The organism is Streptomyces sp. NPDC006335 (assembly GCF_040612795.1).
Taxonomy (GTDB): Bacteria; Actinomycetota; Actinomycetes; order Streptomycetales; family Streptomycetaceae; genus Streptomyces.
In genome coordinates, this window is sequence record NZ_JBEXQX010000002.1 from 576,725 (window position 1) to 603,663 (window position 26,939).

Here is a 26,939-nt window from a genome sequence, read left to right on the forward strand (position 1 = left end):
TCCCCTAAGCGCAGCCCGGTCTCTGCCGCCCGCCCTCGACCGCGCGTGCACCAGCGCTCAGGTCCCGCACCCCGTCCCCGCCCCTCACCGAACACACCACACCACACCAACCCCCTCACCAGACGCTGGCCAGGCCCCCACCGTCACACGCTGTGCCTGGTCACTGCGCCAGCGTCGCCGGGCTGCCGCCGTTGGCCTCGTAGCCCGCGACCGCCAGCGCCCGGTATATCGCGAACTCCGCGGCCGGGTCGGCGGACAGGGTCCAGGGCAGGGCGCCGACGTGGCCGTCGATGTGCACGAGCTGGTTCATGGCCTCCGCCCAGCGTTCGCCGCGCACCAGGAAGAAGACCAGTAGGTGGCGGACATGGGCCAGCATCGGGTCGTCGGCGCGGGCCGAGTGGACGGCGTGCAGCGCGCCGTGGATCGCCTTGGTCACGACCTCGCTCCGGTAGAAACCGCTGACCAGGTTGACCTCGGGCAGGTGCTCGAAGACCGCGAACAACGGCATCGCGGCGAGCAGCGAGCCGTGCGGGGCTCGGGCGGCCGCCGCCTCCGCGAAGCTGTACGCCAGCTCACGCGAGCCGTGCCACTTCTCACACCAGTAGTGCAGCGCGGCCAGATGCGCCCCCATGTGGTTCGGGGCGCGGTCCAGGATTTTCAGCCACAGTTGCTCGAACTCCGCCTGCGAATAGGCCAGTCCGCGCGCCACGGAGAGCTCGACGATGTACGGGACCGGATCGCCGGGGGCCAGCAGCGCCGCCTCGCCGCAGGCCGCCCTCGCCTCCTCCATGATGATCCGGAACTCGTCCGTGCCCGGCGTCGAGGTCCGCCACGCCTGCTGCACCAGGAACTCCGCGTGCACGGCCGCGCCGCCCGCGTCCTTGGGCTGCTCGGCCCGCCACACCCGCAGCCATTGGCCGCCCGGCGCCTCGCTGACCCCGCCCGGCCGCTGCTGCAACTCCAGCGACGCGGCCCCTGCGAAAGCCTGCACGCGCTGCCAGCGCGGCTCGCCCTCCCGCTCGGTGCCCGCCAGGAGCTGGGCGGCGGCCTTGTAGTCCTGCGTGCGCTGCACCAGGTCCAGGACGTCCAGCAGATCCTGGTCGGGGCCGGGCATGCGGATGTCCAGCTCCTCCTGCCGTACGAAGCCGTAGTCCGCCGGGTCCGCGGCGTCCGGGTGGCCCGCCGGGACCTGCTCGATCCCGCCCCGCCTGCGCCGCAGGAACGGAAGCAGCACGAAGCTGAGCAGCACGGCCGCCATCAGGACCCAGAGAATCTCCATGCCTCAAGAGTTCCAGACGCCGCCGACAATTGCCCAACCCGGTCCGCGCCCTGTGGAAAACTTCCCGGACCGGGGCGAACACCTGGGGAAAACCCTGCCGTACGGCCCTCGGGAGCCCGGCGTCCGTCATCGGCCCTCCGGGCGGACTACCCTCGGAGCCCATGAGCGACAGGCACATCAGTCAGCACTTCGAGACCCTCGCGATCCACGCGGGCAACACCGCGGACCCCCTCACGGGCGCGGTGGTCCCGCCGATCTACCAGGTCTCGACCTACAAGCAGGACGGCGTGGGCGGTCTGCGCGGCGGCTACGAGTACAGCCGCAGCGCCAACCCGACCCGTACCGCCCTGGAGGAGAACCTCGCCGCCCTCGAAGGCGGCCGCCGGGGCCTCGCGTTCGCGTCCGGACTGGCGGCCGAGGACTGCCTGCTGCGTACGCTGCTCAGCCCCGGCGACCACGTGGTCATCCCCAACGACGCCTACGGCGGCACGTTCCGCCTCTTCGCAAAGGTCGTCGCCCGCTGGGGCGTCGAGTGGTCGGTCGCCGACACCAGCGACCCGGCCGCCGTACGGGCCGCGATCACCCCGAAGACCAAGGCCGTGTGGGTGGAGACCCCCTCCAACCCGCTGCTCGGCATCACCGACATCGCCGCCGTCGCCCAGGTCTCCCGGGACGTGGGCGCGAAGCTCGTCGTCGACAACACCTTCGCGACGCCCTACCTCCAGCAGCCGCTGGCGCTCGGCGCCGATGTCGTGGTGCACTCCCTGACCAAGTACATGGGCGGCCACTCCGACGTCGTGGGCGGGGCCCTCGTCACCGCCGACGAGGCGCTCGGCGAGGAGCTGGCGTACCACCAGAACGCGATGGGCGCGGTCGCCGGGCCCTTCGACTCCTGGCTGGTGCTGCGCGGCGCCAAGACGCTGTCGGTGCGCATGGACCGCCACAGCGAGAACGCCACCAAGGTCGCCGACATGCTCACCCGGCACGCGCGCGTGACGCAGGTGCTCTACCCGGGCCTGGAGGAGCACCCCGGCCACGAGGTCGCGGCCAAGCAGATGCGGTCCTTCGGCGGCATGGTCTCCTTCCGCGTGGAAGGCGGCGAAGAGGCGGCCGTCGAGGTCTGCAACCGCGCCCGGATCTTCACGCTGGGGGAGTCCCTTGGCGGTGTCGAGTCGCTGATCGAGCACCCCGGCCGGATGACGCACGCGTCCGCGGCGGGCTCGGCGCTGGAGGTCCCCGCCGACCTCGTGCGCCTGTCCGTGGGCATCGAGAACGTCGACGACCTGCTGGAGGACCTCCAGCAGGCGCTGTCCCGGTAGGTACGGCCGGGCTCACCAGCCCGTCATCGGTGGAGTCGTCGTGGACGGCGGCTCCACCCAGGGACGCGCGGTCAGCGCCCACACCACGAAGGCCACGCTCGCGGCCAGCAACAGCAGCCACATGATCCGGCGCGCCGCGGACCTGCGCCGCAGCATGCGCGATCCCCGCCGCAGGGCGTCCCCGTACAGATCAGCCGGTACCTGCGGCGTGCCCCGCTCCATGAGCTGCCGCACGGCCGCCTCGCGCTGGGTCCGGTTCACGCGCACCTCCCGGGACAGGCCGTCCGCCTCATGACGCCGCCACCTTTGCCCCCACGACCGCCGGTGCCGGCCCGCGCGGTGGGTGCAGCAGGGTCGCCGTGGCCCGGTCGCAGATCGTGCGGACGCGTTCCGGCGGCAGGCCGAGCAGGGCCGCCGTCTGTTCCTCGGCCACGCCCTCGTAGAGGCGGAGGACCACGATCAGCCGCTCCTGGGGCGCCAGCTCGGACAACGGGCTGGAGGGGTGGGTGCGGCCGCCGAGCAGGAGGCCGTGGCGGCGCCATGCCCCGTGGGCGAAGCGCAGGGCGAGGTACTGGCGGGCCCGGTCGTAGGGGTCCTCGCCGCGCAGCCGGTCCCAGCACGCGTACGTGTGGGCGAGCGCCAGCGTCAGCAGACGTCGCGCGCGCGGGTTGTCGTCCGGCGACTCCGCCGTCAGCAGTGTCGCGGCGTGCAGGAGCCGCCCCGCCGCGCCCGCGACGAACGCCTCGAACTCCCGGGCCCGCAGCGTGCCCTGGGACGCCTGCCGTTGCCGCACCGCACCTCCCCGCCTGCGGATGGCCGTACGACGGCTTCGTACGACCACGAGGACCCAGAGGACCCGGTCTCATATGAGGCCCGGCGCGCCCGTCCGGTCAAGAGGTGGGGCGATACACACGCGCGCGTGTCTAAGAGGACTGCGCCTCCGGTCCCGGAACGCCCTGGGCCGCCATCCGGGAGGAGAGCGCGGTGTTGAAGCGCGTGAGGAGCGTGCAGAACGCCTCGCGCTCCTCCGGCGCCCAGTCGTGTGTCAGCTCGGCCATCAACTGACGCCGGGAGGAGCGCACTTCCTCCAGCCGGGACTGTCCTCGCGGGGAGAGCTGGAGGACCACCGCCCGTCCGTCCTCCGGGTGGGAAGTCCGCTTGACCAGGCCGGTGTCGACGAGCGGCGCCACCTGCCGGGTGACCGTCGACGAGTCGATGCCCATGCTCGCCGCGAGCGCCTTGACGCCCATCGGGCCTTCCTTGTCGAGCCGGTTGAGCAGCAGGTAAGCGGCGCGGTCCATGGAGTTGCGCACCTGCCCCACCCCGCCGAGCCGGGTCTGTTCGGCACGACGGGCGAAGACCGCCACCTCGTGCTGCAGGGTGTCGAGGAGACCGGTGTCACCGACGGTCGTCATGTCCATCGACATTTCAGGTGTTGTGGGCATGGCCGGGGGCTCACTTCATGAAGGCTGCTGGGTTGGGGGACAGGTTACGCGGCCGGGGGGCGGGCCGTACCGGCGCTGCACAAACCCGTCTCGGACGTTGGTCACAACGCGAACACGCACGTGTGAACTGCGAGACTCGAGTCATGAACTACCGCAAGGCCCACCCCGTGCCGCCGGTGACGCTCGACGACGTGCGCGGCGCGCAGAAGATGCTGTCGGGCGTGGCGCGGACGACCGCGATGGAGGGCAGCCGCCATCTGAGTCGGCTCGTGGGCGCGCCGGTGCACTTCAAGTGCGAGAACCTCCAGCGGACGGGGTCGTTCAAACTCCGCGGCGCCTACGTCCGGATCGCCGGACTTCTGCCCGAGGAGCGGGCCGCGGGTGTCGTGGCCGCGAGCGCCGGGAACCACGCGCAGGGCGTCGCACTGGCGTCCACGCTGCTCGGCGTGCGCTCCACGGTGTTCATGCCCAAGGGCGCCCCGCTGCCGAAGATCAGCGCGACCAGGCACTACGGCGCCGAGGTGCGCCTGCACGGCCAGGTGGTCGACGAGACGCTGGCCGCAGCGCAGGAGTACGCGGCCGAGACGGGCGCGGTGTTCATCCACCCCTTCGACCACCCGGACGTCATCGCGGGCCAGGGCACGGTCGGCCTGGAGATCCTGGAGCAGTGCCCGGAGGTGCGCACGGTCGTCCTCGGGATCGGCGGCGGCGGACTCGCGGCCGGGGTCGCGATCGCCGTGAAGGCCCTGCGGCCCGACGTGCGGATCGTGGGCGTGCAGGCGGCGGGCGCGGCCGCGTACCCGCCCTCGCTGGCGGCCGGGCACCCGGTGTCGATCGAGAACCCGGCGACGATGGCCGACGGCATGAAGGTGGGGCGGCCCGGGGACGTGCCGTTCGGGATCGTGGGCGAACTCGTCGACGAGGTCCGTACGGTGACCGAGGACGAGCTGTCCGCCGCGCTGCTGCTGTGCCTGGAGCGGGCCAAGCTGGTCGTCGAGCCCGCCGGGGCGAGCCCGGTCGCCGCTCTGCTGAGCGATCCGGGTGCTTTCGAGGGGCCGGTCGTCGCCGTGCTGTCCGGCGGCAACGTCGACCCGGTGCTGCTCCAGCGGGTCCTGCGGCACGGCATGGCCGCGCAGGGCCGCTACCTGGCCGTCCGGCTGCGGCTGACCGACCGGCCCGGTGCCCTCGCGACACTTCTCGGGGTGTTGTCAGTGGTCGACGCTAATGTCCTGGACGTGAGCCACGTCCGGACCGATCCACGGCTCGGGCTCGCGGAGGCGGAGGTCGAGCTGCACCTGGAGACGAAGGGACCCGAGCACTGCGCCGAGGTCGGCCGCGCCCTGCGTGAGGCGGGCTACACGGTCATCGACTGAGGTCAGAGCACCCTCGGGACCCCTCCGAACTCAGGAGTCACTCTTTCGGGTAAGTCCATTGAGAGACGCGATACATCGCGTTATGGTGTGTCTCGTGCCACCGCTCACACCGCCCGCGAAAGAAAAAGAACGGGCGGAGGAAATCGCACAAACCTAGGCTTTACCAAGAATCCCCGACGACGTGGAGACTTCATATGCCAGGCGCCATCTATGCCGAAGGCCTGGTCAAGACCTTCGGAGACGTAAAGGCACTGGACGGCGTCGACCTCGATGTCCCGGAAGGCACCGTCCTGGGCCTCCTCGGACCGAACGGCGCGGGCAAGACGACGACCGTCCGCTGTCTGACCACCCTGCTCAAACCGGACCGCGGCTCGGCGGTCGTCGCCGGCATCGACGTCCTCAAGCACCCCGACGCCGTGCGCCGCTCCATCGGCCTCTCCGGCCAGTTCGCGGCGGTCGACGAATACCTCACCGGCCGCGAGAACCTCCAGATGGTGGGCCAGCTCTACCAGATGAAGGCCAAGCACGCGAAGGCCCGCGCGACCGAACTGCTGGAGCAGTTCGACCTCGCCGACGCGGCCGACCGCCCCACCAAGACCTACTCCGGCGGTATGCGCCGCCGCCTCGACCTCGCGGCCGCCCTGGTGGTCTCCCCGCCCGTGATGTTCATGGACGAGCCGACGACCGGCCTGGACCCGCGCAACCGCCAACTGCTGTGGGAGGTCATCAAAGGGCTGGTCTCGGGGGGCACCACGCTGCTGCTGACCACCCAGTACCTGGAGGAGGCCGACCACCTCGCCCACGACATCGCCGTCGTCGACCACGGTCATGTCATCGCCACGGGCACCTCCGACCAGCTCAAGGCCCGCACCGGCGGCGAGCGCGTCGAGGTGGTCGTGCACGAGCGCGAGCACATCCAGGCCGCCTCGGAGATCCTGCGTGGTTTCGGCAAGGGCGACACCACGGTCGAGGACCACATGCGCAAGCTCACCGTGCCCGTCACCGGCGGCGCCAAGCTGCTCGCCGAGGTCATCCGCGAGCTCGACACCCGTGGCATCGAGATAGACGACATCGGCCTGCGCCGACCCACCCTCGACGACGTCTTCCTGTCCCTGACGGGCCATGTGGCCGAGGTGAAGGACGAGGACACGGACGAGAAGGCAGGCGAGAAGGCGGACAAGAAGGCGGACAGGAAGACGGATACGAAGGAGGACGCCAAGTGAGCGCCGTCACCGACACCGCGCGGGTCGCGGCACCCGGCAACCCCCTCAGCCAGTCCGTCCGGGACTCGCTGGTCCTCGCCAAGCGGAACCTGATCCGGATGTCCCGGATCCCCGAGATGGTCATCTTCGGCCTCATCCAGCCGATCATGTTCGTGGTGCTGTTCAGCTATGTCTTCGGCGGCTCCATGAACATCGGCGGCACCACGGACTCCACCGTCTACCGCGAGTTCCTGATGGCCGGCATCTTCGCGCAGACCGTCACCTTCGCCACCGCGGGCGCCGGTGCGGGAATCGCCGACGACATGCACAAGGGGCTCATCGACCGCTTCCGCTCACTGCCCATGGCCCGCGGCGCGGTCCTCACCGGACGCACGCTCGCCGACCTGGTGCAGACGGCCCTGACCCTGTTCGTGCTGGCCATGGTCGCCCTGCTGGTCGGCTGGCGCACCCACACCAACATCGGTGAGGTCCTCGGCGCCTTCGGCCTGCTGCTCCTGCTCGGGTACGCGTTCACCTGGGTCGGCGCCCTGATCGGCCTGTCCGTGCGCACCCCGGAGGCGGCCACCTCGGGAGGGCTGATCTGGCTCTTCCCGGTGACGTTCATCTCGAACGCCTTCGTGGACTCCAGCCGTATGACTCCCTGGCTGCGGCACGTAGCCGACTGGAACCCGTTCAGTGCCACGGTCCAGGCCTGCCGTGAGCTGTTCGGAAACCCCGGCGTGTCCCCCTCGGACGCCTGGCCCATGCAGCACCCGGTCTGGGCCTCGCTGATCTACTCGGTCCTGATCATCGTCCTCTTCAGAACCCTGGCGGTCCGCAAGTACCGCTCGGCCACCGCATGACGAAGCCCCCGGCGCCGAGAGGGCGCCGGGGGCCCGCCAAGGACGGACGGTCGGCCGGGATCAGCCGTTGTAGGGCTCGGCCTTGAGGATGGTCACGGAGGCCTTCTTGCCGTTCGGCAGCTCGTACTCCGCGTCCTCGCCGACCTTGTGGCCGATCACGCCGGATCCCAGCGGGGACTGCGGCGAGTAGGTCTCGATGTCCGCGCTCGCGTACTCGCGCGAGGCGAGCAGGAAGGTCATGGTGTCGTCCTCGTCCCCGTCGAAGGCGATCGTCACGACCATGCCGGGCGCCACGGCACCGTCCGCCGACGCCGGAGCCTCGCCGACCTTGGCCTTCTCCAGGAGCTGGGTGAGCTGGCGGATGCGGAGCTCCTGCTTGCCCTGCTCTTCCTTGGCCGCGTGGTACCCGCCGTTCTCGCGCAGGTCGCCCTCCTCGCGCGCGGCCGCGATCTTCGCGGTGACTTCCTCGCGCGCGGGACCAGACAGGTACGCCAGCTCTTCCTTGAGCTTGGTGTACGCCTCCTGCGTAAGCCAGGTGACGTCTTCGCTGGTCTGGGTCACAGGTGCTCCTCGTAGGTACTGGGAATACAAAGCATCGCCCTACCCAGAAGAATGTTCCTTCACGGATGGGCGAAACCACGAGCCTAACAATTCAGCAGCCGAAGGGGGAGGACATAAGCCATCAGAAATACGTTGACGCAGGTCAGGGCCGCATATCGAGGGTGACGTCAGTCGGCGTGACAGCCCAGCAGCTCGGCCGTGGTCCCCGGGGCCGTCGTACGGAGCGTGACGACCTTGTCGATGCGGGTGGCGTCACCGTCGAAGCGGAAGTCGGCCCGGCCCACCTCGGAGCCGTCCGCCGCCTGCGAGCGGACCGTGCAGTAGCCGGAGGTACCGGAGTCCTTGCGGACCTCCAGATGCACCTCGACCGCGGACTTCTTCGCGTCGAAGGCGATCACCTCGCCGCTGATCTTGCTCTGGCCGACGTAGTGGTAGGCGAAGTAACCGATGAGCGCGAGCAGGAGGGCTCCGAGCACGGCACCGGCGATCCTGAGCTTGTGGTCGGCGCGCTCGTCCGAGGAGCGGCCGTAGCGGCCGTCGGGCAGCCGTGTGCTCGCCGTGCTCATGATCGTCTCCCTGGAAACCGGGCCGCGGAATTAATCGCCCCCCGATTCGGTCACTATAGAAGCCGCCGTTCGCACCCGAAGACACCGGGGGCGCCGACTTACGAGGATTGAGTCTTGACTGACCAGCTGCGACTGATGGCCGTGCACGCCCACCCCGACGACGAGTCGAGCAAGGGCGCGGCCACCATGGCGAAGTACGTGTCCGAGGGGGTGGACGTGCTGATCGTGACCTGCACGGGCGGGGAGCGCGGCTCCATCCTCAATCCGAAGCTCCAGGGCGACAAGTACATCGAGGAGCACATCCACGAGGTACGCAAGAAGGAGATGGACGAGGCCCGCGAGATCCTCGGCGTCCGCCAGGAGTGGCTCGGCTTCGTCGACTCCGGCCTGCCCGAGGGCGACCCGCTGCCGCCGCTGCCCGAGGGCTGCTTCGCCCTGGAGGACGTCGACAAGGCCGCCGGCGAGCTGGTGAAGCAGATCCGCACCTTCCGTCCCCAGGTGATCACCACCTACGACGAGAACGGCGGCTACCCGCACCCCGACCACATCATGACCCACAAGATCTCGATGGTGGCGTTCGAGGGCGCGGCGGACACCGAGAAGTTCCCCGAGTCCGAGTTCGGCCCGGCCTACCAGCCGGTCAAGCTCTACTACAACCAGGGCTTCAACCGCCCCCGCACCGAAGCCCTCCACAACGCGCTGATCGAGCGGGGCATGGAGTCGCCGTACGGCGACTGGCTCAAGCGCTGGGACGACTCGCCGATGCGCGACCGCACCCTGACCACGCACATCCCCTGCGCGGAGTTCTACGAGATCCGCGACAAGGCCCTCATCGCGCACGCCACCCAGATCGACCCCGACGGCGGCTGGTTCCGCGTGCCGCTGGAGCTCCAGAAGGAGGTCTGGCCGACCGAGGAGTACGAGCTCGCGAAGTCCCTCGTCGATACCTCCCTCCCCGAGGACGACCTCTTTGCGGGCATCCGCGACAATGCCTGACATGAGCGCAAGCGCAAGCCTGGCAATGACGCACCTCGTGACCTTCGCCAAGGAGGTCGACGAGGACAAGGTCACCCCCGGCGTCCTCGGCTTCATCGTCTTCGCGGCGATGGCCCTGGCGGTGTGGGCCCTGATGAAGTCCATGAGCAAGCACATGAACAAGGTCGACTTCAAGGAGTCCCCGGACGAGGCCTCCGGCAAGGGAACCGCGGAGAACTCCTCCGGCAAGGCCTCCCCGGCCAAGGGCTGAACCACACGGCCACGACGGGAGGGAGTCCCCTCCCGTCCTCCGCCCCCTCCCGTCCTCGGCCGCGCCCGTCCGGTGACGGCAGCCTCCCCGGGCGACTCCGCGTGCAGCGGGAGCATGCCCCGGCCGGTCGGTCTCCGAGGCGGCGGGGCTGTCCCGATTTCGTCGGATGTACGGGCGTGCCTCGGCCTGAGCCCGTGCTGCGGATGCCGCCTCCGGTCAGTGACCGCGGTGCACGGCACGACTCCGCACGCAGCGGGACGCAGCGTCCCTCGGCCCGGCCCGGCCCGGCGGAGCGGGTGTCAGGGACCCCGGAGCCGTCGCGGTCGGCGGGTATGCGGGCGTGCTTCAGCCCGTGTGTCGGTGCCGTCGCCGCCGACCGATGACGGCAGCTGCCCGGGACGACTCCGCGTGCAGCGGGTGGGAGAGAGCGTCGCCCCGCCCGGTGTCCCACTCACCGGCACCGCCTGCGCCATCACCGCCCGCCGGTGACCGCAGCGCCCGGGACGACTCCGCGCGCACTGGGCGAGACAGCGCCCCGGCCCCGGCCGGCGTCCCGAACACCGGAGCCCGCCTGGGCTGCCGCTTCGGGTCGGTGGTCGAAGTGCACCGGAACGTGCCTGGGCGGCCGCTCCGGGCTGGTGGTCGAAGTGCTCCGGAGTCTGCCTGGGGTGCCGCTCCGGGTTGGTGGTCGCAGTGTGTCGGAGCCCGTCTGGACTGCCGCTTCGGGTCGGTGGTCGATGTGCGTCGGAGCCCGTATGGGCGGCCGCTCCGGGCTAGTGGTCGAAGTGCACCGGAGTCTGCCCGGGCCGCCGCACCGGGCCGGTGATCGCAGCGCACCAGAACCCGCCCGGGCTGCCGCTCCCAGCCAGTGATCGCAGTGCACCGGAAACGTCGGGGCCGCCGTTCCCGGCGGCCGGTGATCGCAGCGCAGGGGACGGAGCGTGGCCTGGTTCGAGCCGGGGTGCTGATCACCGTCGGCGGCGGGCAGGTGAACCGGGCCGGGGCCCGTCACCCCCGTGCCGAAGCCACCCCCACCCCCATCACCTCACGCGCGTGCCGGTTCGGCACCATTCCCAGACGCCAGGCCTGCCACCCGGTGTCCAGGTTCACCCCGCGCTCCAGCAGCAGCCCGTACGCCCCCACGTAGTCGTCCAGCTTCTCGTCGCGTGAGCCGTGCTCCCGGCGGGCCAGTTCCGCCAGCTCCTCCTGGGCGACCGCCGTACCGATCTCCACGCCGCCCGGTGCCGCGTACGGCAGCAGGGTGCAGCGCAGGAAACGGGCCCAGTCCTCGCCCCGCCGATCGCCGTAGGAGGCGAACAGGGCCACCGCCTCGTCGCACAGGGCGAGGGCCTGCGGGGTACGGCCGTTGCCCGCGTCCACCACCGCCAGTTCCAGGCACGTCCACGCCTCGCCGTGGGCGACGCCGATGCGCTGGAAGTCGGCGCGGGCATCGACCAGGAGCTGGCGGGCGAAGCCGGAGTTGCGCAACGAGCCGGTCTGGGCGGCCCGTTGGTCGCGGGTGACGCGGGCCGAGTGGTGCCGGGCACAGGCCAGGCCGTAGACGTCCCGCATCCGGGAGAACATCGTCCGCGAGCGTTCCAGCTCCCGGACCGACAGGTCCAGGTTGCCGGTCTCCTCCAACGCCTGGCCCAGGTAGTACACCGTCCACGCCTCGCCCCGCGCGTCCTCGTTGTCGCGGTGCCGGGAGGCCGCCTGGCGCAGACCGTCCACCGCGGCCGACGGGTCTGCGGCCACCAGTCGCGCCCGCGCGAGCTGGGTCAGCGCCCACGCCTCGCCACGGGCGTCACGGGTGCGGCCGTACAGGTCGAGGGCCGTCCTGAGCTCCGACTCCGCACGCGGCACGTCACCCATGCGCAGGGCCAGCTGACCGAGCTGGAAGTGGGCCCAGGCCTCGCCGTGCACGGACTCGCCGGCGCGGTGCAGCACCAGGGAGCGGGTGAGCAGGTCGAGGGACTCGGCCACACGGCCGCGATCCCGCTCCACCGCCGCCAGGGCGTGCATGGTCCAGGCACGGTCCGTGGCCAGTTCGGGGGGCGACTGGAGGGCCAGCGCCTCCTGGAGCTTCGCCGCCGCCTCGGTCAGATGACCCTGGTGGTGCAGGGTGATGCCCAGCGAGCACAGGGCACGCGCGGCGCCCGCGTCGTGATGCGCCTCCATGTACAGGTCGACCACCGAGGTCAGGGTCGTGCGCGCCTTGTCCAGCTCGCCGAGCTGACGGGCGGCGATACCGGTGCGCCACTGCACCGAACGGACCAGCAGCCCCTGGTCCACGGCCTGCGCCAACTCGCTGATCTCGCCCAGGCGGTAGAGGTCGCCGCGCAGCAGGCAGTAGTCGCACAGCGCGCCCAGGAGGTTGAGGACCGCCCCTTGGTTGACGCCGTCCGCGTGCCGCAGCGCCGCCGTGATGAAGCTCGACTCGTCGTCCAGCCAGCGCAACGCCTCGTCCAGGGAGGTGAAACCGTGCGGGCTGAAACGGTCCGAGCGGGTCGACATGTTGCCGTCGACCAGACGCAGCACCGAGTCGGCGAGGTCGGCGTAGTTGACGATGAGGCGTTCCTGCGCGGCCGTGCGCTCGGTCGGCTCCTCCTCGTCCAGCAGTCTCGCCTGGGCGAAGGCGCGGACCACGTCATGAACGCGGTAGCGGCTGCCGCGGACGTGGTCGATCAGGCCCGCGCGGGCCAGCGCCGTCAGATGCCGGACCGCCTCCGTCTCGTCGGTGGCCAGCAGCGCGGCGGCCGCGGCGGCGCCGAGCGAGGCCCGGCCGGCCAGCGCGAGCCGGCGCAGCAGCCGGCGGGCCTGCTCCGACTGATCGGTGTAGCGCAGCCACAGGGCACGCTCCACGGGTCCGACCGGGCCGTACGCACCCAGATCCGAGGCGAGCTGCCGCGGCGAACGGGGGCCCAGCGACGAGCCCGCGATGCGCAGGGCCAGCGGCAGACCGCCGCACAGCTCCCTGATCCGGTCGGCGGACTGGGCGTCGTAGGGGCCGGTGGCGGACTGCGCGGCCGCGTCCAGCAACTCCTCGGCGCCCGCCGCGTCGAGGGCGTCGATCGGAAGTTCGTGCACATGGGCGGCGAGGTCCGCGGGCAGACCGAGCGGCTCGCGCGCGGTGACCAGGATCAGGCTGTCGGAACGCTCCGGGACGAGCGTGCGGACCTGCTCGGGGTCAGAGGCGTCGTCCAGCACGATCGTCACCGGTAGGCCCGTCAGATGCTGGTGGTACAGCTCGCTCAGCCGCTTGACCTGCTGGTCGGGGGAGGAACGCTCACGGAACAGGAGCTGCTCGCGCGGGGCACCGAGCCGGTTCAGCAGATGCAGCAGCGCGTCCCGGGTCGACAGCGGGGACTCCTCCGGGTTGTCGCCGCGCAGGTCCACGACGCAGGCGCCCCGGAAGTAGTCCTTGAGATCGTGCGCCGCCCGTACGGCCAGTGCCGTACGACCGCTGCCGGGCGGCCCGTGCAGGACGACCACGGTGGGCCGGGTCTCGGTGGTCGCGCGCGCGGCCTGCACCCACTGCCGGATACGGCCCATCTCCGCCCGCCGGTCCGCGAACTCGCCTATCCGCTCCGGAAGTTGACCGAACGACTGCTCCAGCACGCTTCTTCCGCGGGCCGCCGCGCTCTTGTCCGTGCCGCGCAGCCGCGGGCCCGCCTTCTTCGGACCGGTCGACGCGTTCAGTACCCGCTGCTGGTCGAGGAAGGGCCGGATCCCCCGCACCTCCAGGGCCGTCAGCCACTGGAGCCGCAGCTGTTCCGGGCCGCCGGGCTGACCGATGGCGCCCGCCCGGTGGTGCGCGGCCGGCAGATGCGAGCCGGCCACCTTCACGACGGTCGTCGCGGCGCCCACGACCCCGACGACCACGCCCGCGCCCAGCGCGGTGCCCGCCCCGGTACCGAGCGCCAGGTCGGCGACGGCGGCGGCCACAGCGGCGACCGCGGCCACCAGCAGGGGAGTGCCGGACGCCTCCTTCGCGTACCGCTGCCCGAACGTGAGCTGTCCGGCCTGCGCCTCGTCCAGCGCGCGCGTGTAGGCCTCGTACTCCTCGGCGGCCGTCTGCGCCATCGCGTCCAGTGATCCACGGGCCCGCGCGAGCAGCACGGTGCCGTCGACCCGCCCGCCCGACCGCCGCACCTCCTCCTCCACGGCCCGCCCCAACAGCCGTTCGGCTTCCGCCCGATGGCTGTCCCGCATGTCACGTCCCCCTCCGGCGGCAACGGCTTTCTTGGTCAAGTGTGCTGCGGACGGGGCACCGGGGCGAGAGGGCGAACGCCTTCGACGTCATCGGGGACGGTTTGTCCGCGTCGCCGTCCGGGGCACGCCTGACGCCTCACCCGAGGGGTACTGCGGCAGGATGGACTCCATGCCGAACCGACTGGCCCACGAGACGTCCCCCTACCTCCTCCAGCACGCCGACAACCCGGTCGACTGGTGGCCCTGGTCGGCCGAGGCCTTCGAGGAGGCGCGGAGGACGAACAAACCCGTCCTGCTGAGCGTCGGGTATTCGAGCTGCCACTGGTGCCACGTTCTCGCCCGGGAAAGCTTCGAGGACGAGGTGGTCGCCGCCTTCATGAACGAGCACTTCGTCAACATCAAGGTCGACCGCGAGGAACGTCCCGACGTCGACGCCGTCTACATGGAGGCCGTGCAGGCCGCCACCGGGCAGGGTGGCTGGCCCATGACCGTGTTCCTGACCCCGGACGCCGAGCCCTTCTACTTCGGCACCTACTTCCCGCCCTCGCCCCGCCAGGGCATGCCCTCCTTCCGGCAGGTGCTGGAGGGGGTGCGGGCCGCGTGGAGCGACCGGCGGGACGAGGTCGCCGAGGTCGCCGGGAAGATCGTGCGGGACCTCGCCGGGCGGGAGATCTCCTACGGCGACTCGCAGGCCCCCGACGAGGAGCAGCTCGCCGCGGCGCTGCTGGGGCTGACGCGGGAGTACGACGCGCAGCGCGGCGGGTTCGGCGGGGCGCCGAAGTTCCCGCCGTCGATGGTGGTCGAGTTCCTGCTGCGGCACCACGCGCGCACCGGTGCCGAGGGTGCCCTCCAGATGGCTCAGGACACCTGCGAGCGTATGGCCCGCGGTGGCATCCACGACCAGCTCGGCGGTGGTTTCGCCCGCTACTCCGTGGACCGCGACTGGATCGTGCCGCACTTCGAGAAGATGCTCTATGACAACGCCCTGCTGTGCCGTGTCTACGCGCACCTCTGGCGTGCCACCGGCTCCGATCTCGCTCGGCGGGTGGCGCTCGACACCGCCGACTTCATGGTGCGGGAACTGCGCACCGCCGAGGGCGGGTTCGCCTCCGCGTTGGACGCCGACAGTGACGACGGGAGTGGGAAGCACGTCGAGGGGGCGTACTACGTGTGGACGCCGGGGCAGTTGCGTGAGGTGCTCGGGGAACAGGACGCCGAGCTCGCCGCGCAGTACTTCGGTGTGACCGAGGAGGGCACGTTCGAGCACGGGCAGTCAGTGCTGCAACTGCCGCAGCAGGACACCGTGTTCGATGCGGAGAGGGTCGAGTCGATCAGGCGGCGGCTGCTCGACGCCCGCGCCGAGCGGCCCGCCCCCGGCCGGGACGACAAGGTCGTCGCCGCGTGGAACGGGCTCGCGATCGCCGCGCTCGCCGAGACCGGGGCGTACTTCGACCGCCCCGACCTGGTGGACGCCGCTGTCGGGGCCGCGGACCTTCTCGTGCGGCTGCATCTGGACGAGCAGGCCCGGCTGGCCCGTACGAGCAAGGACGGTCAGGTGGGTGCCAACGCCGGGGTGTTGGAGGACTACGCCGATGTGGCCGAGGGGTTCCTCGCGCTGGCGTCGGTGACCGGGGAGGGGGTCTGGCTCGACTTCGCCGGGTTCCTGCTCGACCACGTACTGACGCGGTTCACCGGGCCGGAGGGGGCGCTGTTCGACACCGCCGCCGATGCCGAGAAGTTGATCCGGCGGCCTCAGGATCCGACCGACAACGCGGTGCCGTCCGGGTGGACGGCCGCGGCGGGGGCGTTGTTGTCCTATGCGGCGCAGACCGGGGCCGAGCCCCATCGTGCCGCCGCGGAGAAGGCGCTCGGGGTGGTGAAGGCGCTCGGTCCGCGGGTGCCGCGGTTCGTCGGGTGGGGGCTCGCGGTGGCGGAGGCACGGCTCGACGGGCCGAAGGAGGTCGCGATCGTGGGGCCCGCGCTGACCGACGAGGCCACAAGGGCTTTGCACCGTACGGCACTTCTGGGGACCGCTCCGGGTGCGGTGGTCGCGGTGGGGACCGCGGGCAGCGAGGAGCTGCCGTTGCTCGCCGACCGGGTTCTCGTCGAGGGGCGGCCCACCGCGTACGTCTGCCGGCACTTCACGTGTGATGCGCCTACGACCGACGCGGAGGCGTTGCGGGTGACGTTGGGCGGTTAGCCCGCGTCGGCGTCCCGGCGGTCGGACTGCGCCAGGGCGTTCGCCACGATCGCCTCCAGTTGTTCGTGGTGGGCGCCCTTCCAGTAGGCGCGACCGCACTCCTCGCACTGGGCGAAGACGTCGTACGACCGTTCCGTGCCGCCCTCCAGCCGGTCCGCCACCTGTTCCTTGGTGGCCTCGCGCAGCAGGCCGTTGCAGGCCGTGCAGCGGGTCCAGGGCTTGAGTTCGGGGCGGAACCGGTCCAGGACGTCGCGGAGTTGGTCCTCGGGGCGGGTGCTGTAGACGAAGGCGCCGGCCCAGAGTTCCCTGCGGTGCAGCAGGCCGCGGTCGCGGCTGAGCATGACCCGTTTCTCGGTGGCCGAGCGGGTGGCGAGGGCCGGGTCGCCGATGTCCGTCGACTCGTACGCGGTGTCCACGCCGAGCAGGCGCAGCCGACGGGCGAGGGTGCCGAGGTGGACGTCGAGGAGGAAGCGGAGCGGGGCGCCGGGGACGTGCTGGGGGCGGGCGACCGGGAGGACGTGCACGGCGTCGCCCGCGGAGGGGACGTACGACCTGGGCACCTCGCGGCCGTCGACGCGCAGTGCGCCGACCTCGGTGAGCGGGACGCCGAGGGACTCCACGACATGGCCGAGGGAGGAGGTGCCGTCGGTGGTGACGGGGGTGGCGCCGCGGCGGCGTCCGTGTGGGACGAACAGGGCCAGCTCGGGGGCGAATTCGACGTGGATCTCGGGTGCGCTCACCGGGTCAGGATGGCATGGGGGCGGGCGGTGGTCTCAGGGCTTTTTCGCGGGGAGCCCGTGTTCCAGGACGCGCAGGGCGCGCTCGGTGAGGCTGTGCAGGTCGTCCCGCATGCCGTTCTCCGCCCAGTACTGGTAGACCTCGGTGAGACCGCCGATGAGGGACATGGTCTGGACCCGTACCTCCAGGTCGTCCGCGTCGCGGCCGGTGCGTTCCGCGATCGCCCCGGAGAGCAGCCGGCCGGTGACGGACATGCTCTCCATCATGCGGGCGCGCACCGCCGGCACCTGGATCATCAGATGGGCGCGCAGCCGGGTGATCTCGTAGTCCACGTCGGAGAGGTCGAGGGCGCGGTGCAGGATGTGCCGCACGGACTCCGTCCACGGCTCGTCCACCGGCCGGGCGCGCAGCTCGTCCAGCATGACGGAGTCGTACTCGTCCGTGAGGACGATGTCCTCCTTCGTGGGGAAGTAGCGGAAGACCGTGGACGGCGACACCTCGGCGCGTTCGGCGATCTGCTCGACCGTGGTGGCGTCGTAGCCCTGTTCCTCGATCAGCGCGTACGTGGCGTCGCGGATCGCCGTCCGGGTCTTGATCTTCTTCCGCTCGCGAAGTCCCAGCTGGGGGGTGTCAGCGGGGGGAGAGGAGTGTACGGGCGTCATGGGTGCCATTCTCAGGCATGGGCCTCCTCGGCAGCGATGTCCGGGTCGGTGGAGGTCTTGGTCGGGCGGGGTGTGGCGGGCAGGAACGCGGCCGCGAGGAGTGCGGCGACGAGGGCGGCGATCCCGCACACCAGCAGGACGACGCCCATGCCGTGGACGTACGCGTCGTTCGCGGAGGCCAGCAGGTCGGCGGAGCCGGTGCGCTGGGCGACGAGGTGTGCCGCGACCACGGACTCGCCGGCGGTGTCGGCGGCCTTGGCGGGCAGTCCGGTGACGTCGAGGCGGTCCCGGAAGGTGTCGGCGAGCAGGCTGCCGAGCAGGGCGATGCCGATCGCGCCGCCGACCTGGCGCATGGTCATCAGGAGTCCGGAGCCTCCCCCACTGCCCGAAAGGCGTGGGGGGACCCCCAGCCGGCGCGGTCGCCGGGGAGGGCGCTCAGGCCGCCGTTCATGGCGGGGATGAGGGAGAGGCCGAAGCCGAATCCGGTGAGGGAGAGCCAGAGCGCGACGAATCCGTAGCCGGAGTCCACGGTCGTACGGCTGCCCAGGAGCCCGGCGAAGGCCAGCACCACCAGGCCGGCGCTCACCGTGGCGCGGGCGCCGAAGCGGGCCACGATGCTGGGGGCGAGGCGGGACGCGACCAGCAAGCCGCCCATCATCGGCAGCAGTCGGACGCCGGTGCCGAGGCGTCGTGGCCGAGGACGGCCTGGAGGAAGGGCGGCAGGACGAACAGCAGGCCGGACAGGATGAAGCTGACCAGGGTCGCGGCGATCGTGTTGAAGAGGAAGCCGCGGTGGGTGAGCAGGGTCATGTCGAGCATGGGGCGCTGGACCCGGCGTTCGCGCAGGACCAGGGTGGTGATGAGGGCGACGGCCGCCGCGAGCATCCCGAGCACCAGCGGGTCGCTCCAGCCGCGGGTGGGGGCCTCGATGATCGCGTAGACGAGGGCGCCGAGGCCGGTGACGGCCAGCGCGGCGGAGAAGGCGTCGACCTTGGGGGAGGAGGGGTCCCGGGTCTCGGGGAGCAGGAAGACGCAGGCGGCGATGCCGATGGCGGCCATCGGGACGTTGACGAGGAAGACCGAGCCCCACCAGAAGTGGTTGAGCAGCCGGCCGCCGATGATCGGGCCGAGCGGCAGGCCGAGCGCGGAGGCGGCGGAGACGATGCCGACGGCCTTGGTGCGTTCGTCGGGGGCGAAGAGCGTGGGCAGTACGGAGAGCGCGAGCGGGGTGACGAGGGCGCCGCCGATTCCCATCACCGCGCGGGCCGCGATCACCGCGTTCACGTCGGTGGCAAGCGCGCCGACCAGGGAGCCGGCGAGGAAGACGGCGAGTCCGGTGATCAGCATCCGGCGCCGCCCGAAGCGGTCGCCGAGCAGGCCCGCGGGGAGCATCAGGGCGGCGAAGACGACGACGTAGGCGTCCGCCATCCTCCCCCAGTGCTAAACGCCTGGGGGGACCCCCAGCTGTGCGCCGGTTCCGGCGTCGAGGTCGGCGGCCATCGTCGGCAGCGCCACGTTGAGGATCGTCAGGTCGAAGCCGAGCGTCAGTATGCTCGCGACGAGGGCGGCCAGGGCCCACCAGCGACGGGGGGCGGGAGTGATGGTTTCCATGAATTGAGAGTAACTCTCAAAAAGTAGAGACTGTCAATCGATTCCGGCACGCAAAAAGGGCCACGGCTCGCAAGCCGTGGCCCTCGATGGGGGACCGGTCCTATGTGTGCTGGTACGCCACCAGGGAGATGCCGATGTAGTGGACGGCGAAGGCGGCCACGGTGAGGGAGTGGAACACCTCGTGGAAGCCGAAATAGCGCGGTGACGGGTTCGGTCGCTTGAGGCCGTAGATCACCCCGCCCGCGCTGTAGAGCAGGCCGCCGACGACGACCAGGACCAGGACCGCGACGCCGCCGGCGCGCATGAAGTCGGGCAGGAAGAAGACGGCGGCCCAGCCCATGGCGATGTAGCAGGGGGTGTAGAGCCAGCGCGGGGCGCCGACCCAGAAGACCCGGAAGAGGATGCCGGCCAGCGCGGCACTCCAGATGCCCCACAGCAGCCACCGTCCCTTGCTGCCCGGCAGGAGCAGCATGGTCAGTGGCGTGTAGGTGCCGGCGATGATCAGGAAGATGTTGGCGTGGTCCAGTCGTCGCAGGACGCCGTCCATGCGGGGGCTCCAGGTGCCGCGGTGGTACAGCGCGCTGACGCCGAACAGCAGACAGGCGGTCAGGGCGAAGATCCCGCAGGCGATACGGCCTCTGGTGGAGTCGGCGAGGGCGGTCAGCACGAGTCCCGCGATCAGTGCGGCCGGGAACATTCCGAGGTGCAGCCAGCCGCGCAGCTTCGGCTTGATGGGCTCGGCCAGGTCGTGGGCGTGCTGCTTGATCTGGTGGGGCAGGGAGGGCGCATCGGCGTCGTGGGCGGGCGGCGTCATGCCCGGCATCGTACCTACGGGACCGTAAGTTACGCATGAGTACAGCGTGGGAACGGTCGAGAGTGGCCATCATCTCATGGGAGTTGACCAGTAAAGAAACGGTCGGCTGAACGTTATGTGCGCGCAAATAAACGCGCTGTGTACAGAGAAAGCGTGGCGATCCTCACTCCGCTCACTTGTGATGCCCTCTGGACAGATGGGCGCTTCAGTCGGATGATCAAATGAGTGCGGTCGGCACCGGATGAGCGCCAAGGTCACCACCAAAGGCACGAAAAGCATCCGGGTCGCAGCCCCCACGGGGCCTCCAAACACAAAATCCCTCATCTAGGAGCAATCGTGGCGCGCGACATCGCGGCTCCCCCCGTCATCCCCACCCAGCACAAGGAACTGATCTCGTGGGTGAACGAGATCGCCGAACTGACCCAGCCGGACAGCGTGGTCTGGTGTGACGGATCCGAAGCGGAGTACGAGCGCCTGTGCGAGGAGCTCGTCGCGAAGGGCACCTTCAAGAAGCTCGACCCGATCAAGCGCCCCAACTCCTACTACGCGGCCTCCGACCCGACCGACGTCGCGCGCGTCGAGGACCGCACCTTCATCTGCTCGGAGAAGGAGGAGGACGCCGGGCCGACCAACCACTGGAAGGCACCGGGGGAGATGCGGGAGATCTTCGCCGGGGAGCAGGGCGTCTTCCGCGGTTCGATGAAGGGCCGGACGATGTACGTCGTCCCCTTCTGCATGGGCCCGCTCGGCTCGGACCTCTCCGCGATCGGCGTCGAGATCACCGACTCCGCCTACGTCGCCGTCTCCATGCGCACCATGACCCGCATGGGACAGCCCGTCCTCGACGAGCTCGGCGACGACGGCTTCTTCGTGAAGGCCGTGCACACCCTCGGGGCGCCGCTGGAGGAGGGCCAGGAGGACGTTCCCTGGCCCTGCAACTCCACCAAGTACATCTCGCACTTCCCGGAGTCCCGCGAGATCTGGTCCTACGGCTCCGGCTACGGCGGCAACGCCCTGCTCGGCAAGAAGTGCTACGCCCTGCGCATCGCGTCGGTGATGGCCCGCGACGAGGGCTGGCTCGCCGAGCACATGCTCATCCTCAAGCTCACCCCGCCGCAGGGCGAGTCCAAGTACGTCGCCGCCGCCTTCCCGTCCGCCTGCGGCAAGACCAACCTCGCCATGCTGGAGCCCACGATCTCCGGCTGGACCGTGGAGACCATCGGCGACGACATCGCCTGGATGCGCTTCGGTGAGGACGGCCGCCTCTACGCGATCAACCCCGAGGCCGGCTTCTTCGGCGTCGCCCCCGGCACCGGCGAGCACACCAACGCCAACGCGATGAAGACGCTGTGGGGCAACTCCGTCTTCACCAACGTCGCCCTCACCGACGACAACGACATCTGGTGGGAGGGCATGACGGAGGAGACCCCGGCCCACCTCACCGACTGGAAGGGCAACGACTGGACGCCCGAGTCGGGGACGCCCGCCGCCCACCCCAACGCCCGCTTCACCGTCCCCGCCTCGCAGTGCCCGATCATCGCGCCCGAGTGGGAGGACCCCAAGGGCGTGCCGATCTCGGCGATCCTCTTCGGCGGCCGCCGCGCCAGCGCCGTACCCCTGGTGACGGAGTCCTTCGACTGGAACCACGGCGTCTTCCTGGGCGCCAACGTGGCCTCCGAGAAGACCGCCGCCGCCGAGGGAAAGGTCGGCGAGCTGCGCCGCGACCCCTTCGCCATGCTGCCGTTCTGCGGCTACAACATGGGCGACTACATGGGGCACTGGGTCGACGTGGCCAAGGACAAGGACCAGTCCAAGCTGCCGAAGATCTACTACGTCAACTGGTTCCGCAAGAACGACGAGGGCGCGTTCGTCTGGCCCGGCTTCGGTGAGAACAGCCGTGTCCTGAAGTGGATCGTGGAGCGCCTCGAAGGCAAGGCCGAGGGCGTCGAGACGCCGATCGGCATCCTGCCGACCAAGGACGCCATCGACACCAAAGGTCTCGAACTGGCCGACTCCGACCTGGAGTTCCTGCTCACGGTCGACAAGGAGGTGTGGCGGGAGGAGGCGTCCCTGATTCCCGAGCACCTCAACACCTTCGGCGACCACACGCCCAAGGAGCTGTGGGACGAGTACCGGGCGCTGGTGCAGCGCCTGGGCTGAGGTCCCGCCAAGACACCGCGGTCGGCTCCGATCGTGCCCTGACCAGCAATATCGTCACGGCCGACCGCGGTTTCAGTACGGCGAGGCCGCACACAACGGCGTGTGCGGCTGTGGGCCTGCCCTTACCTATTCCCGTCCGCCCCGACGGGAAGCCCGGTGAGGGCGGGCCCTCGCCGGCTTTCCCCGTCGCTAACGCTCCGAGCGTTCCTCCAGGTAGCGGGTGTGGGTCTCCTGCCGTCTGGCCTCCGAGTCCCGCAGGGCCGCCGCCAGTTGCTCCGCGTCCTTCTTCATGAGGCCCAACTGCTGCTCCAGATGGAGCTCGGGGGACTCCGTGCCCGGCGTCATCCGCGTCCACCACCGGGTCCGTACGAAGCTGTCGACGGCCTCGGGCAGGTCGCGCCGCACGATCCGGGACAGCGAGTGCACACCTTCCGGATCGTGCGCCAGCAGCTCCTCGCTCCAGCCCCGGTCGAGCAACGCGCCCAGCAGCTCACCGAGTTCACGCAGCCGGGCCGCCGCCGTGACCGACAGCTCGATGTCCGTCAGATACGCCCGCAGCTTCTCGAAGTCGCCCCGCAGCTCGTCGAGCTGGGCCGACGGGTCGGGGAAGTCCGGCAGTGCGGGACGCTCCGGCGGGGCGATCAGGGCGCCCGCGCCGTAGAGCCCGGCCACCACCACGGGCCAGTACGGGCCCGCCACCCCCGCGAAGGTCAGCGCCAGTCCTGCCAGCCCGCACGCGCTGCCCGTGAGGTTCTTGCGGGACTCCAGGTACCTACTGATAGCCACGGATCTCCTCGAAGGCGCCGTCCAGCGAGCCCTGCCGGGCGTCGAAGAGGCGGCCGCCGGTCAGGTCGGCGATGTGGGCCAGCTCGGAGCGGTCGGAGTCGCCGAAGAGGATGGGGAAGACGGGGATGTCCCGGGCCTCCCGGCCGAGCCGGGCGTAGAAGGCGTCGAAGTCCTCGGCCTCCGCCCCGGCCGTGTTCTCGCCGTCCGTCATCAGCACGATCGACGTGAACGTGTCCCTGTCGGCGCCGAGGTGGTCGTACGCCTTCTCCAGCGAGGTGTAGATCGCGGTGTCGCCGTCGGCGGAGAGCGCCGAGGTGTCCTCGCGGATGGCGTCCAGGCCGGTCCGCGGGTCCGCCGGCTCGACCACGTGCGTCCGTACGCTCTTCACCTCCGAGCCGAACGGCATCAGCGTGACCTCCTCACGCTCACGGAAGTCGCCGGTCAGATCGGTGAGTGCCGTCTTCAGGCGGTCCAGCCGCTCGCCCTCCATCGAGCCAGAGGTGTCCAGGACGTACACGGTCCTCGACGGGCGGCGCAGCTCGTTCTCGTAGGAGTCGAGGAGACCGTCGGCGACGGAACGGGTGCCCGGGAAGGGGAGTTCGCGGCGGCGGGTGGTGTCCAGGCCGCTCGCGGGCGCGACCGCGGTGACGACCGGGCGGCGGTGGGTGCGCTCGGTGATCAGCCGCTGGATCTTCCCGGTGCGCAGGTCCTCGGTCACGCGGCGGACGTCCTCGCGGGTCCGCGTGTCCGTGGACTTGAGCGTGGTGAGCGGGTAGTCGGCGGTGACCACGCCGTCGCGGGGGCGGATCACCGTCAGGCCCGGGACGCCGCTGAGGACGGACTCGTAGTTCAGGAGGGCGTCGACGTCACCGCGCCGGTCGTAGGCCGCGGCCAGCCAGCCCGAGGAGCCCGAGGTCAGTTTCTGGCCCCTGAAGAACTCCTTCAGCCGGGGCGTGGCCTCGGTGACGTCCGCGTCGGTGAGCGCCGACTGGGCGCCGGAGAGGGCCGAGGCCACCGAGACCAGCGTGGAGAAGCCGGAGTTGGAGCGGGCCGGGTCGGTCATGCCGTACGTCAGCCTCCCGTCCTGGACGGCCTGCTCGACCTGGGACCAGGTGACGTCGGCGGGCTTCCAGCCGAGTGACCTCACCGTCGCGGTCCGCACGCCGATCGCGACCGGGCTCGACATGACGGGCGTCTCGGAGACCACCTTCTTCGCCGCGTCGGGGCGCAGCCGGAGGTAGTCGTTCGAGGACAGCCACAGGGCGTCGTACCGGCCGTCGGTCCTCCCCGTGGCCAGCATGTCCACGGCGTCCAGCGTGCCGATGGGGTTCAGCTTCACCTTGACGCCGGTGTCCTTCTCGACCTGGGCGAGGACCGGGGCCATGTCGCTCAGCTCGCTGGAGGCAAGGACGCGGAGGGTGCCCGGCTCGGCGGGGCCGGGGACGCCGGGCGTCGAGAGGCCGCCGATCCCGTCGTCCTGAGTGGTGCAGGCGGTGAGCAGACCGAGTGCCGCCAGGCAGCCGGCCAGTGCGCGTCGACTCATCCGAGGCCCCCCTCCACCGCGCCCTGCGACCGGCTGCGCTCCAAGTACCCGCTCGCGTGCTGGAGTTCGGTGGTCAGGGACGCCACGGTCGCCGCCATCACCTCGGTCGCCTGGACCTTGTACGTGTCGATCGCGTCCAGCGTGCGGTAGATCTGCTGGAAGGCGGAGCGCAGGGTCTCGGCGCCGACCGCCGGGTCGGCCGCGATGCGCTGGATCTCCCCGCTCTGGGTCGCCAGCATCTCGGCGTTGCCCCGGATCAGGTCCTCGGTCGTCCCGCGCAGGGCGTTGACCTGCTCGACGACCTTCTTCTGGTTGTCGAGCGCGGAGGCCAGCATGACCGAGATCCTGAGGGCCGAGACGGTGGTCGTGGCCGCCCGCTCGACGCCCTTGATGAGCTCCTCGTTGTTGCGCCGTACGACGTCCATGGCGAGGTAGCCCTGCGCGCAGACGGCGAGCTGGGTGAGCAGGTCCTGGTGCTTCTGCCGGACGGGGAAGAGCACGTCGGCGCGGAGGGTGTCGGCCGCCCCGGGATCTCCCACCGCGGTGATGTGCTGCTCGACGGCCGTGTCCAGGGCCTCGGTCAGCACCACGTACTCCTGGAGCTTGCCCATGGTCTCCCACAGCCGGACCCGCTCGGTCTGCAACGCGGCGTCGTCCCGGCGCAGTTCGTCCTGACCGCCGCGCAGCGAGCCCACGATCCTGTTCAGCGTCCCCTGGGCGGAGGCGTACTTGGCGACATGGTCGCGCAGCCTGTCGCCGCCGGGGAGCCGGGACAGGAACCTGCGGCCCTTTGCGGTGGACAGGTCCCGCGGGTCCAGGTCCTCGACCACCCGCCGCAGTTCGACGAGCGATCCGGCCACCTGCGACTGGGCGTCCCCGCCCTTGTCCGGCAGGCTGCGCACGGTCCGCTCCAGCATCCGGTTGGACTGCGCGGCGGCACCGCGCAACTCCCCGCCGCCGAGCGCGGTGATCTCGCCGACCTTGCCGGCGAACTCGGGGGAGCGGGCGTCGAGCGTCGCGAGTCCCTCGACGTACGCGGAGGCCTTCCTGGCCATGTCGGTCCGCACCGAGTCGTCGACGGGGACGAGCCCGCCGGCCTTCTCACGGGGCACGGCGGCCACGGGCTCGGGCGGAGTGAGCGTGAAGGTGTCGTTGTCGTTCATGGATGTCATCGGTGCTTCCCCCGTCATCCGCGCGCCCGTCGCGCCAGCTCGTGCAGCACCGCGGAGGTGGGCACGGGCGCCTGGCGGACGCCGGTCAGTTCCTGCTTGAGATAGGTGGCGGCCGAGGCGAACTCGGTGGCCTCGCCCTGCGGCCGGAACCCGTGCCGGACCTCCAGCGCGCGCAGCCGCGGGTCGCTGGAAAGGAGTTCGGCGACGGCCTGGCCGTTCTCGGTCAGCGGTACGACCGTGTGGTCGCTGTTGACCGTGGTGTCCGGGTAGAGGACGACCAGGTCGTCGGGGTGCTGCCCGTCCGCGAGGAGCGAGGCGACCTGGGACTCGTAGACCAGGACGAGCGGGTTGCCGGCCCCGCTGACGAAGTCCCGGAAGGCCGCGTCCGTGCTGGACTGCTGGGCGCCCTGCACGCTGACGAGCCTGTGCAGCAGGGGAGTCGTCCTCGTGACCTCGGTACCGCTCGCGACGACCTTGCCGCCGTTCGCCACGTAGGAGGCGGCGGCGAGGTAGAGGGCGCCGGAGTTCGAGGTCTCCGGGTCGGTGCTGGAGAGATAGAGGGTGCCGGTCAACTCACCGTGCTTCCCGGCCCCCTTGAGCTGCTGCCAGGTGCGGTCCGCGCGGGCCGCGTCGAGGTAGGCGGCCATCTTCAGCGTGCCGCGGTGCTCGGCGTCCAGGGTGGCCAGGCCGTTGCCCGCGAGGACCCCGGCGGCGCTCTGGTGCGCCACGACGACCAGGGGCGAGTAGAAGGGGCGGGGGAGGGTCCCCCGTACCTTGTGCCTCGCGGCGAGCTCGGTGGCCGGCGCCTGGCTCGACGGGAAGGCGAAGTCGTACCCGTCGAGGTCCAGCCCCTCCATGGCCCAGGACCCGGAGGTCTCGGCCTTCACGGTCCAGCCCTTGGCGGCGAGGGCCTTCACCACGTCGGGATCTTCGAAGAACTCGGCCTTCTCCGATCCGATCACTGCCTGCACGGTCTTCGTTGCCGTGCCCTTGTCGTCCGCTTCCCGGCCCGCCACGACGGCTGCCACCACGCCGCCGATCAGCAGGACCGCGAGGACGATCCCTACGATTCGTCTCACACCGCGAAGAGTGCTCCCGGAACGGTAAGTTCCTGGGCAACGAGAATGAACAGCAGGTGTAGTCCCGGTCCCGTCTCAACACGGCCGACTCGGGGAAGCCCCTCTCCG

22 protein-coding genes and 1 pseudogene are annotated in these 26,939 nt (G+C 70.9%); 8 read left to right on the plus strand and 15 right to left on the minus strand.

The annotated features are described in order from the left end of the window. Positions 1–160 precede the first annotated feature (160 nt). Positions 161–1,279 (minus strand): hypothetical protein, encoded by a 1,119-nt coding sequence (locus ABZ098_RS08570; RefSeq protein ID WP_356588562.1) that lies wholly within the window; start codon positions 1,277–1,279, stop codon positions 161–163. A 161-nt stretch (positions 1,280–1,440) separates the two neighbouring features. Between ABZ098_RS08570 and ABZ098_RS08575 the strand changes: the two genes are divergently transcribed. Beyond that, a complete protein-coding gene (locus ABZ098_RS08575) occupies positions 1,441–2,598 on the plus strand; it encodes a cystathionine gamma-synthase (RefSeq protein WP_356588563.1) in 1,158 nt (385 codons plus the stop codon). A 12-nt stretch (positions 2,599–2,610) separates the two neighbouring features. Here ABZ098_RS08575 and ABZ098_RS08580 read toward each other — a convergent pair whose 3' ends face one another. From ABZ098_RS08580 to ABZ098_RS08590, 3 genes are all read right to left on the minus strand, one after another. Further along, on the minus strand, positions 2,611–2,859 hold the full coding sequence (locus tag ABZ098_RS08580) for a hypothetical protein (protein ID WP_356588565.1): 249 nt from the start codon (positions 2,857–2,859) through the stop codon (positions 2,611–2,613). A gap of 28 nt (positions 2,860–2,887) precedes the next feature. Then, positions 2,888–3,391, minus strand: a complete 504-nt coding sequence (locus tag ABZ098_RS08585; RefSeq protein WP_356588567.1) for a sigma factor-like helix-turn-helix DNA-binding protein — start codon at positions 3,389–3,391, stop codon at positions 2,888–2,890. Positions 3,392–3,521: 130 nt separating this feature from the next. After that, complete coding sequence (locus ABZ098_RS08590; RefSeq protein ID WP_209440215.1) at positions 3,522–4,025, minus strand: MarR family transcriptional regulator; 504 nt, start codon at positions 4,023–4,025, stop codon at positions 3,522–3,524. 161 nt (positions 4,026–4,186) lie between these two features. On the opposite strand from ABZ098_RS08590, the gene ilvA reads away from it, so the two are divergent. The 3 genes from ilvA to ABZ098_RS08605 all read left to right on the plus strand — a co-directional run bounded on the left by ilvA (position 4,187) and on the right by ABZ098_RS08605 (position 7,481). Next, positions 4,187–5,416, plus strand: a complete 1,230-nt coding sequence (gene ilvA / locus ABZ098_RS08595) for a threonine ammonia-lyase (protein ID WP_356588569.1) — start codon at positions 4,187–4,189, stop codon at positions 5,414–5,416. Between the two features lie 194 nt (positions 5,417–5,610). Continuing rightward, positions 5,611–6,639: an ATP-binding cassette domain-containing protein gene (locus ABZ098_RS08600; RefSeq protein WP_356588571.1), complete on the plus strand. Its 1,029-nt coding sequence runs from the start codon at positions 5,611–5,613 to the stop codon at positions 6,637–6,639. Beyond that, positions 6,636–7,481 (plus strand): ABC transporter permease, encoded by an 846-nt coding sequence (locus tag ABZ098_RS08605; RefSeq protein WP_356588573.1) that lies wholly within the window; start codon positions 6,636–6,638, stop codon positions 7,479–7,481. The genes ABZ098_RS08600 and ABZ098_RS08605 overlap by 4 nt, the downstream gene beginning before the upstream one ends. 60 nt (positions 7,482–7,541) lie before the next feature. Here ABZ098_RS08605 and greA read toward each other — a convergent pair whose 3' ends face one another. Together greA and ABZ098_RS08615 are read right to left on the minus strand one after the other, a co-directional pair. Then, the gene (greA, locus tag ABZ098_RS08610) at positions 7,542–8,042 is read right to left on the minus strand and encodes a transcription elongation factor GreA (RefSeq protein WP_053851062.1); all 501 of its coding nucleotides are present in this window, start codon (positions 8,040–8,042) and stop codon (positions 7,542–7,544) included. A gap of 167 nt (positions 8,043–8,209) precedes the next feature. Next, complete coding sequence (locus ABZ098_RS08615) at positions 8,210–8,608, minus strand: DUF4307 domain-containing protein (RefSeq protein WP_356588576.1); 399 nt, start codon at positions 8,606–8,608, stop codon at positions 8,210–8,212. 135 nt (positions 8,609–8,743) lie between these two features. Between ABZ098_RS08615 and mca the strand changes: the two genes are divergently transcribed. Both mca and ABZ098_RS08625 read left to right on the plus strand, forming a co-directional pair. After that, on the plus strand, positions 8,744–9,604 hold the full coding sequence (mca, locus tag ABZ098_RS08620; protein ID WP_356589370.1) for a mycothiol conjugate amidase Mca: 861 nt from the start codon (positions 8,744–8,746) through the stop codon (positions 9,602–9,604). Beyond that, positions 9,597–9,854 (plus strand): hypothetical protein, encoded by a 258-nt coding sequence (locus ABZ098_RS08625; protein ID WP_356588578.1) that lies wholly within the window; start codon positions 9,597–9,599, stop codon positions 9,852–9,854. The genes mca and ABZ098_RS08625 overlap by 8 nt, the downstream gene beginning before the upstream one ends. A 1,008-nt stretch (positions 9,855–10,862) precedes the next feature. Here the strand turns inward: ABZ098_RS08625 and ABZ098_RS08630 are convergent. Next, positions 10,863–14,066 carry a tetratricopeptide repeat protein gene (locus tag ABZ098_RS08630; protein WP_356588580.1) on the minus strand — a complete coding sequence of 1,068 codons (3,204 nt, stop codon included), beginning with the start codon at positions 14,064–14,066 and terminating at the stop codon, positions 10,863–10,865. Positions 14,067–14,235: 169 nt separating this feature from the next. On the opposite strand from ABZ098_RS08630, the gene ABZ098_RS08635 reads away from it, so the two are divergent. Further along, positions 14,236–16,266 carry a thioredoxin domain-containing protein gene (locus ABZ098_RS08635; RefSeq protein WP_356588582.1) on the plus strand — a complete coding sequence of 677 codons (2,031 nt, stop codon included), beginning with the start codon at positions 14,236–14,238 and terminating at the stop codon, positions 16,264–16,266. On the opposite strand, the gene ABZ098_RS08640 is transcribed toward ABZ098_RS08635, so the two are convergent. The 4 genes and pseudogenes from ABZ098_RS08640 to ABZ098_RS08655 form a co-directional block, all read right to left on the minus strand. Continuing rightward, positions 16,263–17,006 carry a Mut7-C RNAse domain-containing protein gene (locus ABZ098_RS08640; protein ID WP_356588584.1) on the minus strand — a complete coding sequence of 248 codons (744 nt, stop codon included), beginning with the start codon at positions 17,004–17,006 and terminating at the stop codon, positions 16,263–16,265. The two genes, ABZ098_RS08635 and ABZ098_RS08640, sit on opposite strands and share 4 nt — an antisense overlap. 33 nt (positions 17,007–17,039) lie before the next feature. Further along, the gene (locus ABZ098_RS08645) at positions 17,040–17,666 is read right to left on the minus strand and encodes a TetR family transcriptional regulator (protein ID WP_356588585.1); all 627 of its coding nucleotides are present in this window, start codon (positions 17,664–17,666) and stop codon (positions 17,040–17,042) included. A gap of 11 nt (positions 17,667–17,677) precedes the next feature. Then, positions 17,678–19,277, minus strand: a pseudogene (locus ABZ098_RS08650) (MFS transporter). Positions 19,278–19,377: 100 nt separating this feature from the next. After that, entirely contained in the window at positions 19,378–20,091 is a 714-nt protein-coding gene (locus ABZ098_RS08655; protein ID WP_356588587.1) for a hemolysin III family protein, read from the minus strand. A 336-nt stretch (positions 20,092–20,427) separates the two neighbouring features. Between ABZ098_RS08655 and ABZ098_RS08660 the strand changes: the two genes are divergently transcribed. Continuing rightward, a complete protein-coding gene (locus ABZ098_RS08660; protein WP_356588589.1) occupies positions 20,428–22,251 on the plus strand; it encodes a phosphoenolpyruvate carboxykinase (GTP) in 1,824 nt (607 codons plus the stop codon). A 189-nt stretch (positions 22,252–22,440) separates the two neighbouring features. Here ABZ098_RS08660 and ABZ098_RS08665 read toward each other — a convergent pair whose 3' ends face one another. The 4 genes from ABZ098_RS08665 to ABZ098_RS08680 are packed head-to-tail and all read right to left on the minus strand — an operon-like array spanning position 22,441 to position 26,831. Then, positions 22,441–23,037 carry a hypothetical protein gene (locus tag ABZ098_RS08665; protein WP_356588591.1) on the minus strand — a complete coding sequence of 199 codons (597 nt, stop codon included), beginning with the start codon at positions 23,035–23,037 and terminating at the stop codon, positions 22,441–22,443. Next, positions 23,024–24,580, minus strand: a complete 1,557-nt coding sequence (locus tag ABZ098_RS08670; protein WP_356588593.1) for a VWA domain-containing protein — start codon at positions 24,578–24,580, stop codon at positions 23,024–23,026. Before ABZ098_RS08670 ends, ABZ098_RS08665 begins: the two co-directional genes overlap by 14 nt. Then, positions 24,577–25,752, minus strand: coding sequence for a toxic anion resistance protein (locus ABZ098_RS08675; protein WP_356588594.1), 1,176 nt, complete (start codon positions 25,750–25,752; stop codon positions 24,577–24,579). The genes ABZ098_RS08670 and ABZ098_RS08675 overlap by 4 nt, the downstream gene beginning before the upstream one ends. Before the next feature lie 14 nt (positions 25,753–25,766). Further along, positions 25,767–26,831, minus strand: coding sequence for a hypothetical protein (locus ABZ098_RS08680; RefSeq protein ID WP_356588596.1), 1,065 nt, complete (start codon positions 26,829–26,831; stop codon positions 25,767–25,769). Positions 26,832–26,939 lie beyond the last annotated feature (108 nt).

Bases quoted from the DNA above. Each gene is read 5' to 3' on its own strand.
- ABZ098_RS08625 (WP_356588578.1), top strand. From the start codon at position 9,597: ATGCCTGACATGAGCGCAAGCGCAAGCCTGGCAATGACGCACCTCGTG.
- ilvA (WP_356588569.1), top strand. From the start codon at position 4,187: ATGAACTACCGCAAGGCCCACCCCGTGCCGCCGGTGACGCTCGACGAC.
- ABZ098_RS08675 (WP_356588594.1), bottom strand. From the start codon at position 25,752: ATGACATCCATGAACGACAACGACACCTTCACGCTCACTCCGCCCGAG.
- ABZ098_RS08590 (WP_209440215.1), bottom strand. From the start codon at position 4,025: ATGTCGATGGACATGACGACCGTCGGTGACACCGGTCTCCTCGACACC.
- ABZ098_RS08600 (WP_356588571.1), top strand. From the start codon at position 5,611: ATGCCAGGCGCCATCTATGCCGAAGGCCTGGTCAAGACCTTCGGAGAC.
- ABZ098_RS08655 (WP_356588587.1), bottom strand. From the start codon at position 20,091: ATGACGCCGCCCGCCCACGACGCCGATGCGCCCTCCCTGCCCCACCAG.
- ABZ098_RS08615 (WP_356588576.1), bottom strand. From the start codon at position 8,608: ATGAGCACGGCGAGCACACGGCTGCCCGACGGCCGCTACGGCCGCTCC.
- ABZ098_RS08630 (WP_356588580.1), bottom strand. From the start codon at position 14,066: ATGCGGGACAGCCATCGGGCGGAAGCCGAACGGCTGTTGGGGCGGGCC.
- ABZ098_RS08570 (WP_356588562.1), bottom strand. From the start codon at position 1,279: ATGGAGATTCTCTGGGTCCTGATGGCGGCCGTGCTGCTCAGCTTCGTG.
- ABZ098_RS08575 (WP_356588563.1), top strand. From the start codon at position 1,441: ATGAGCGACAGGCACATCAGTCAGCACTTCGAGACCCTCGCGATCCAC.
- mca (WP_356589370.1), top strand. From the start codon at position 8,744: ATGGCCGTGCACGCCCACCCCGACGACGAGTCGAGCAAGGGCGCGGCC.
- ABZ098_RS08645 (WP_356588585.1), bottom strand. From the start codon at position 17,666: ATGACGCCCGTACACTCCTCTCCCCCCGCTGACACCCCCCAGCTGGGA.
- ABZ098_RS08670 (WP_356588593.1), bottom strand. From the start codon at position 24,580: ATGAGTCGACGCGCACTGGCCGGCTGCCTGGCGGCACTCGGTCTGCTC.
- ABZ098_RS08635 (WP_356588582.1), top strand. From the start codon at position 14,236: ATGCCGAACCGACTGGCCCACGAGACGTCCCCCTACCTCCTCCAGCAC.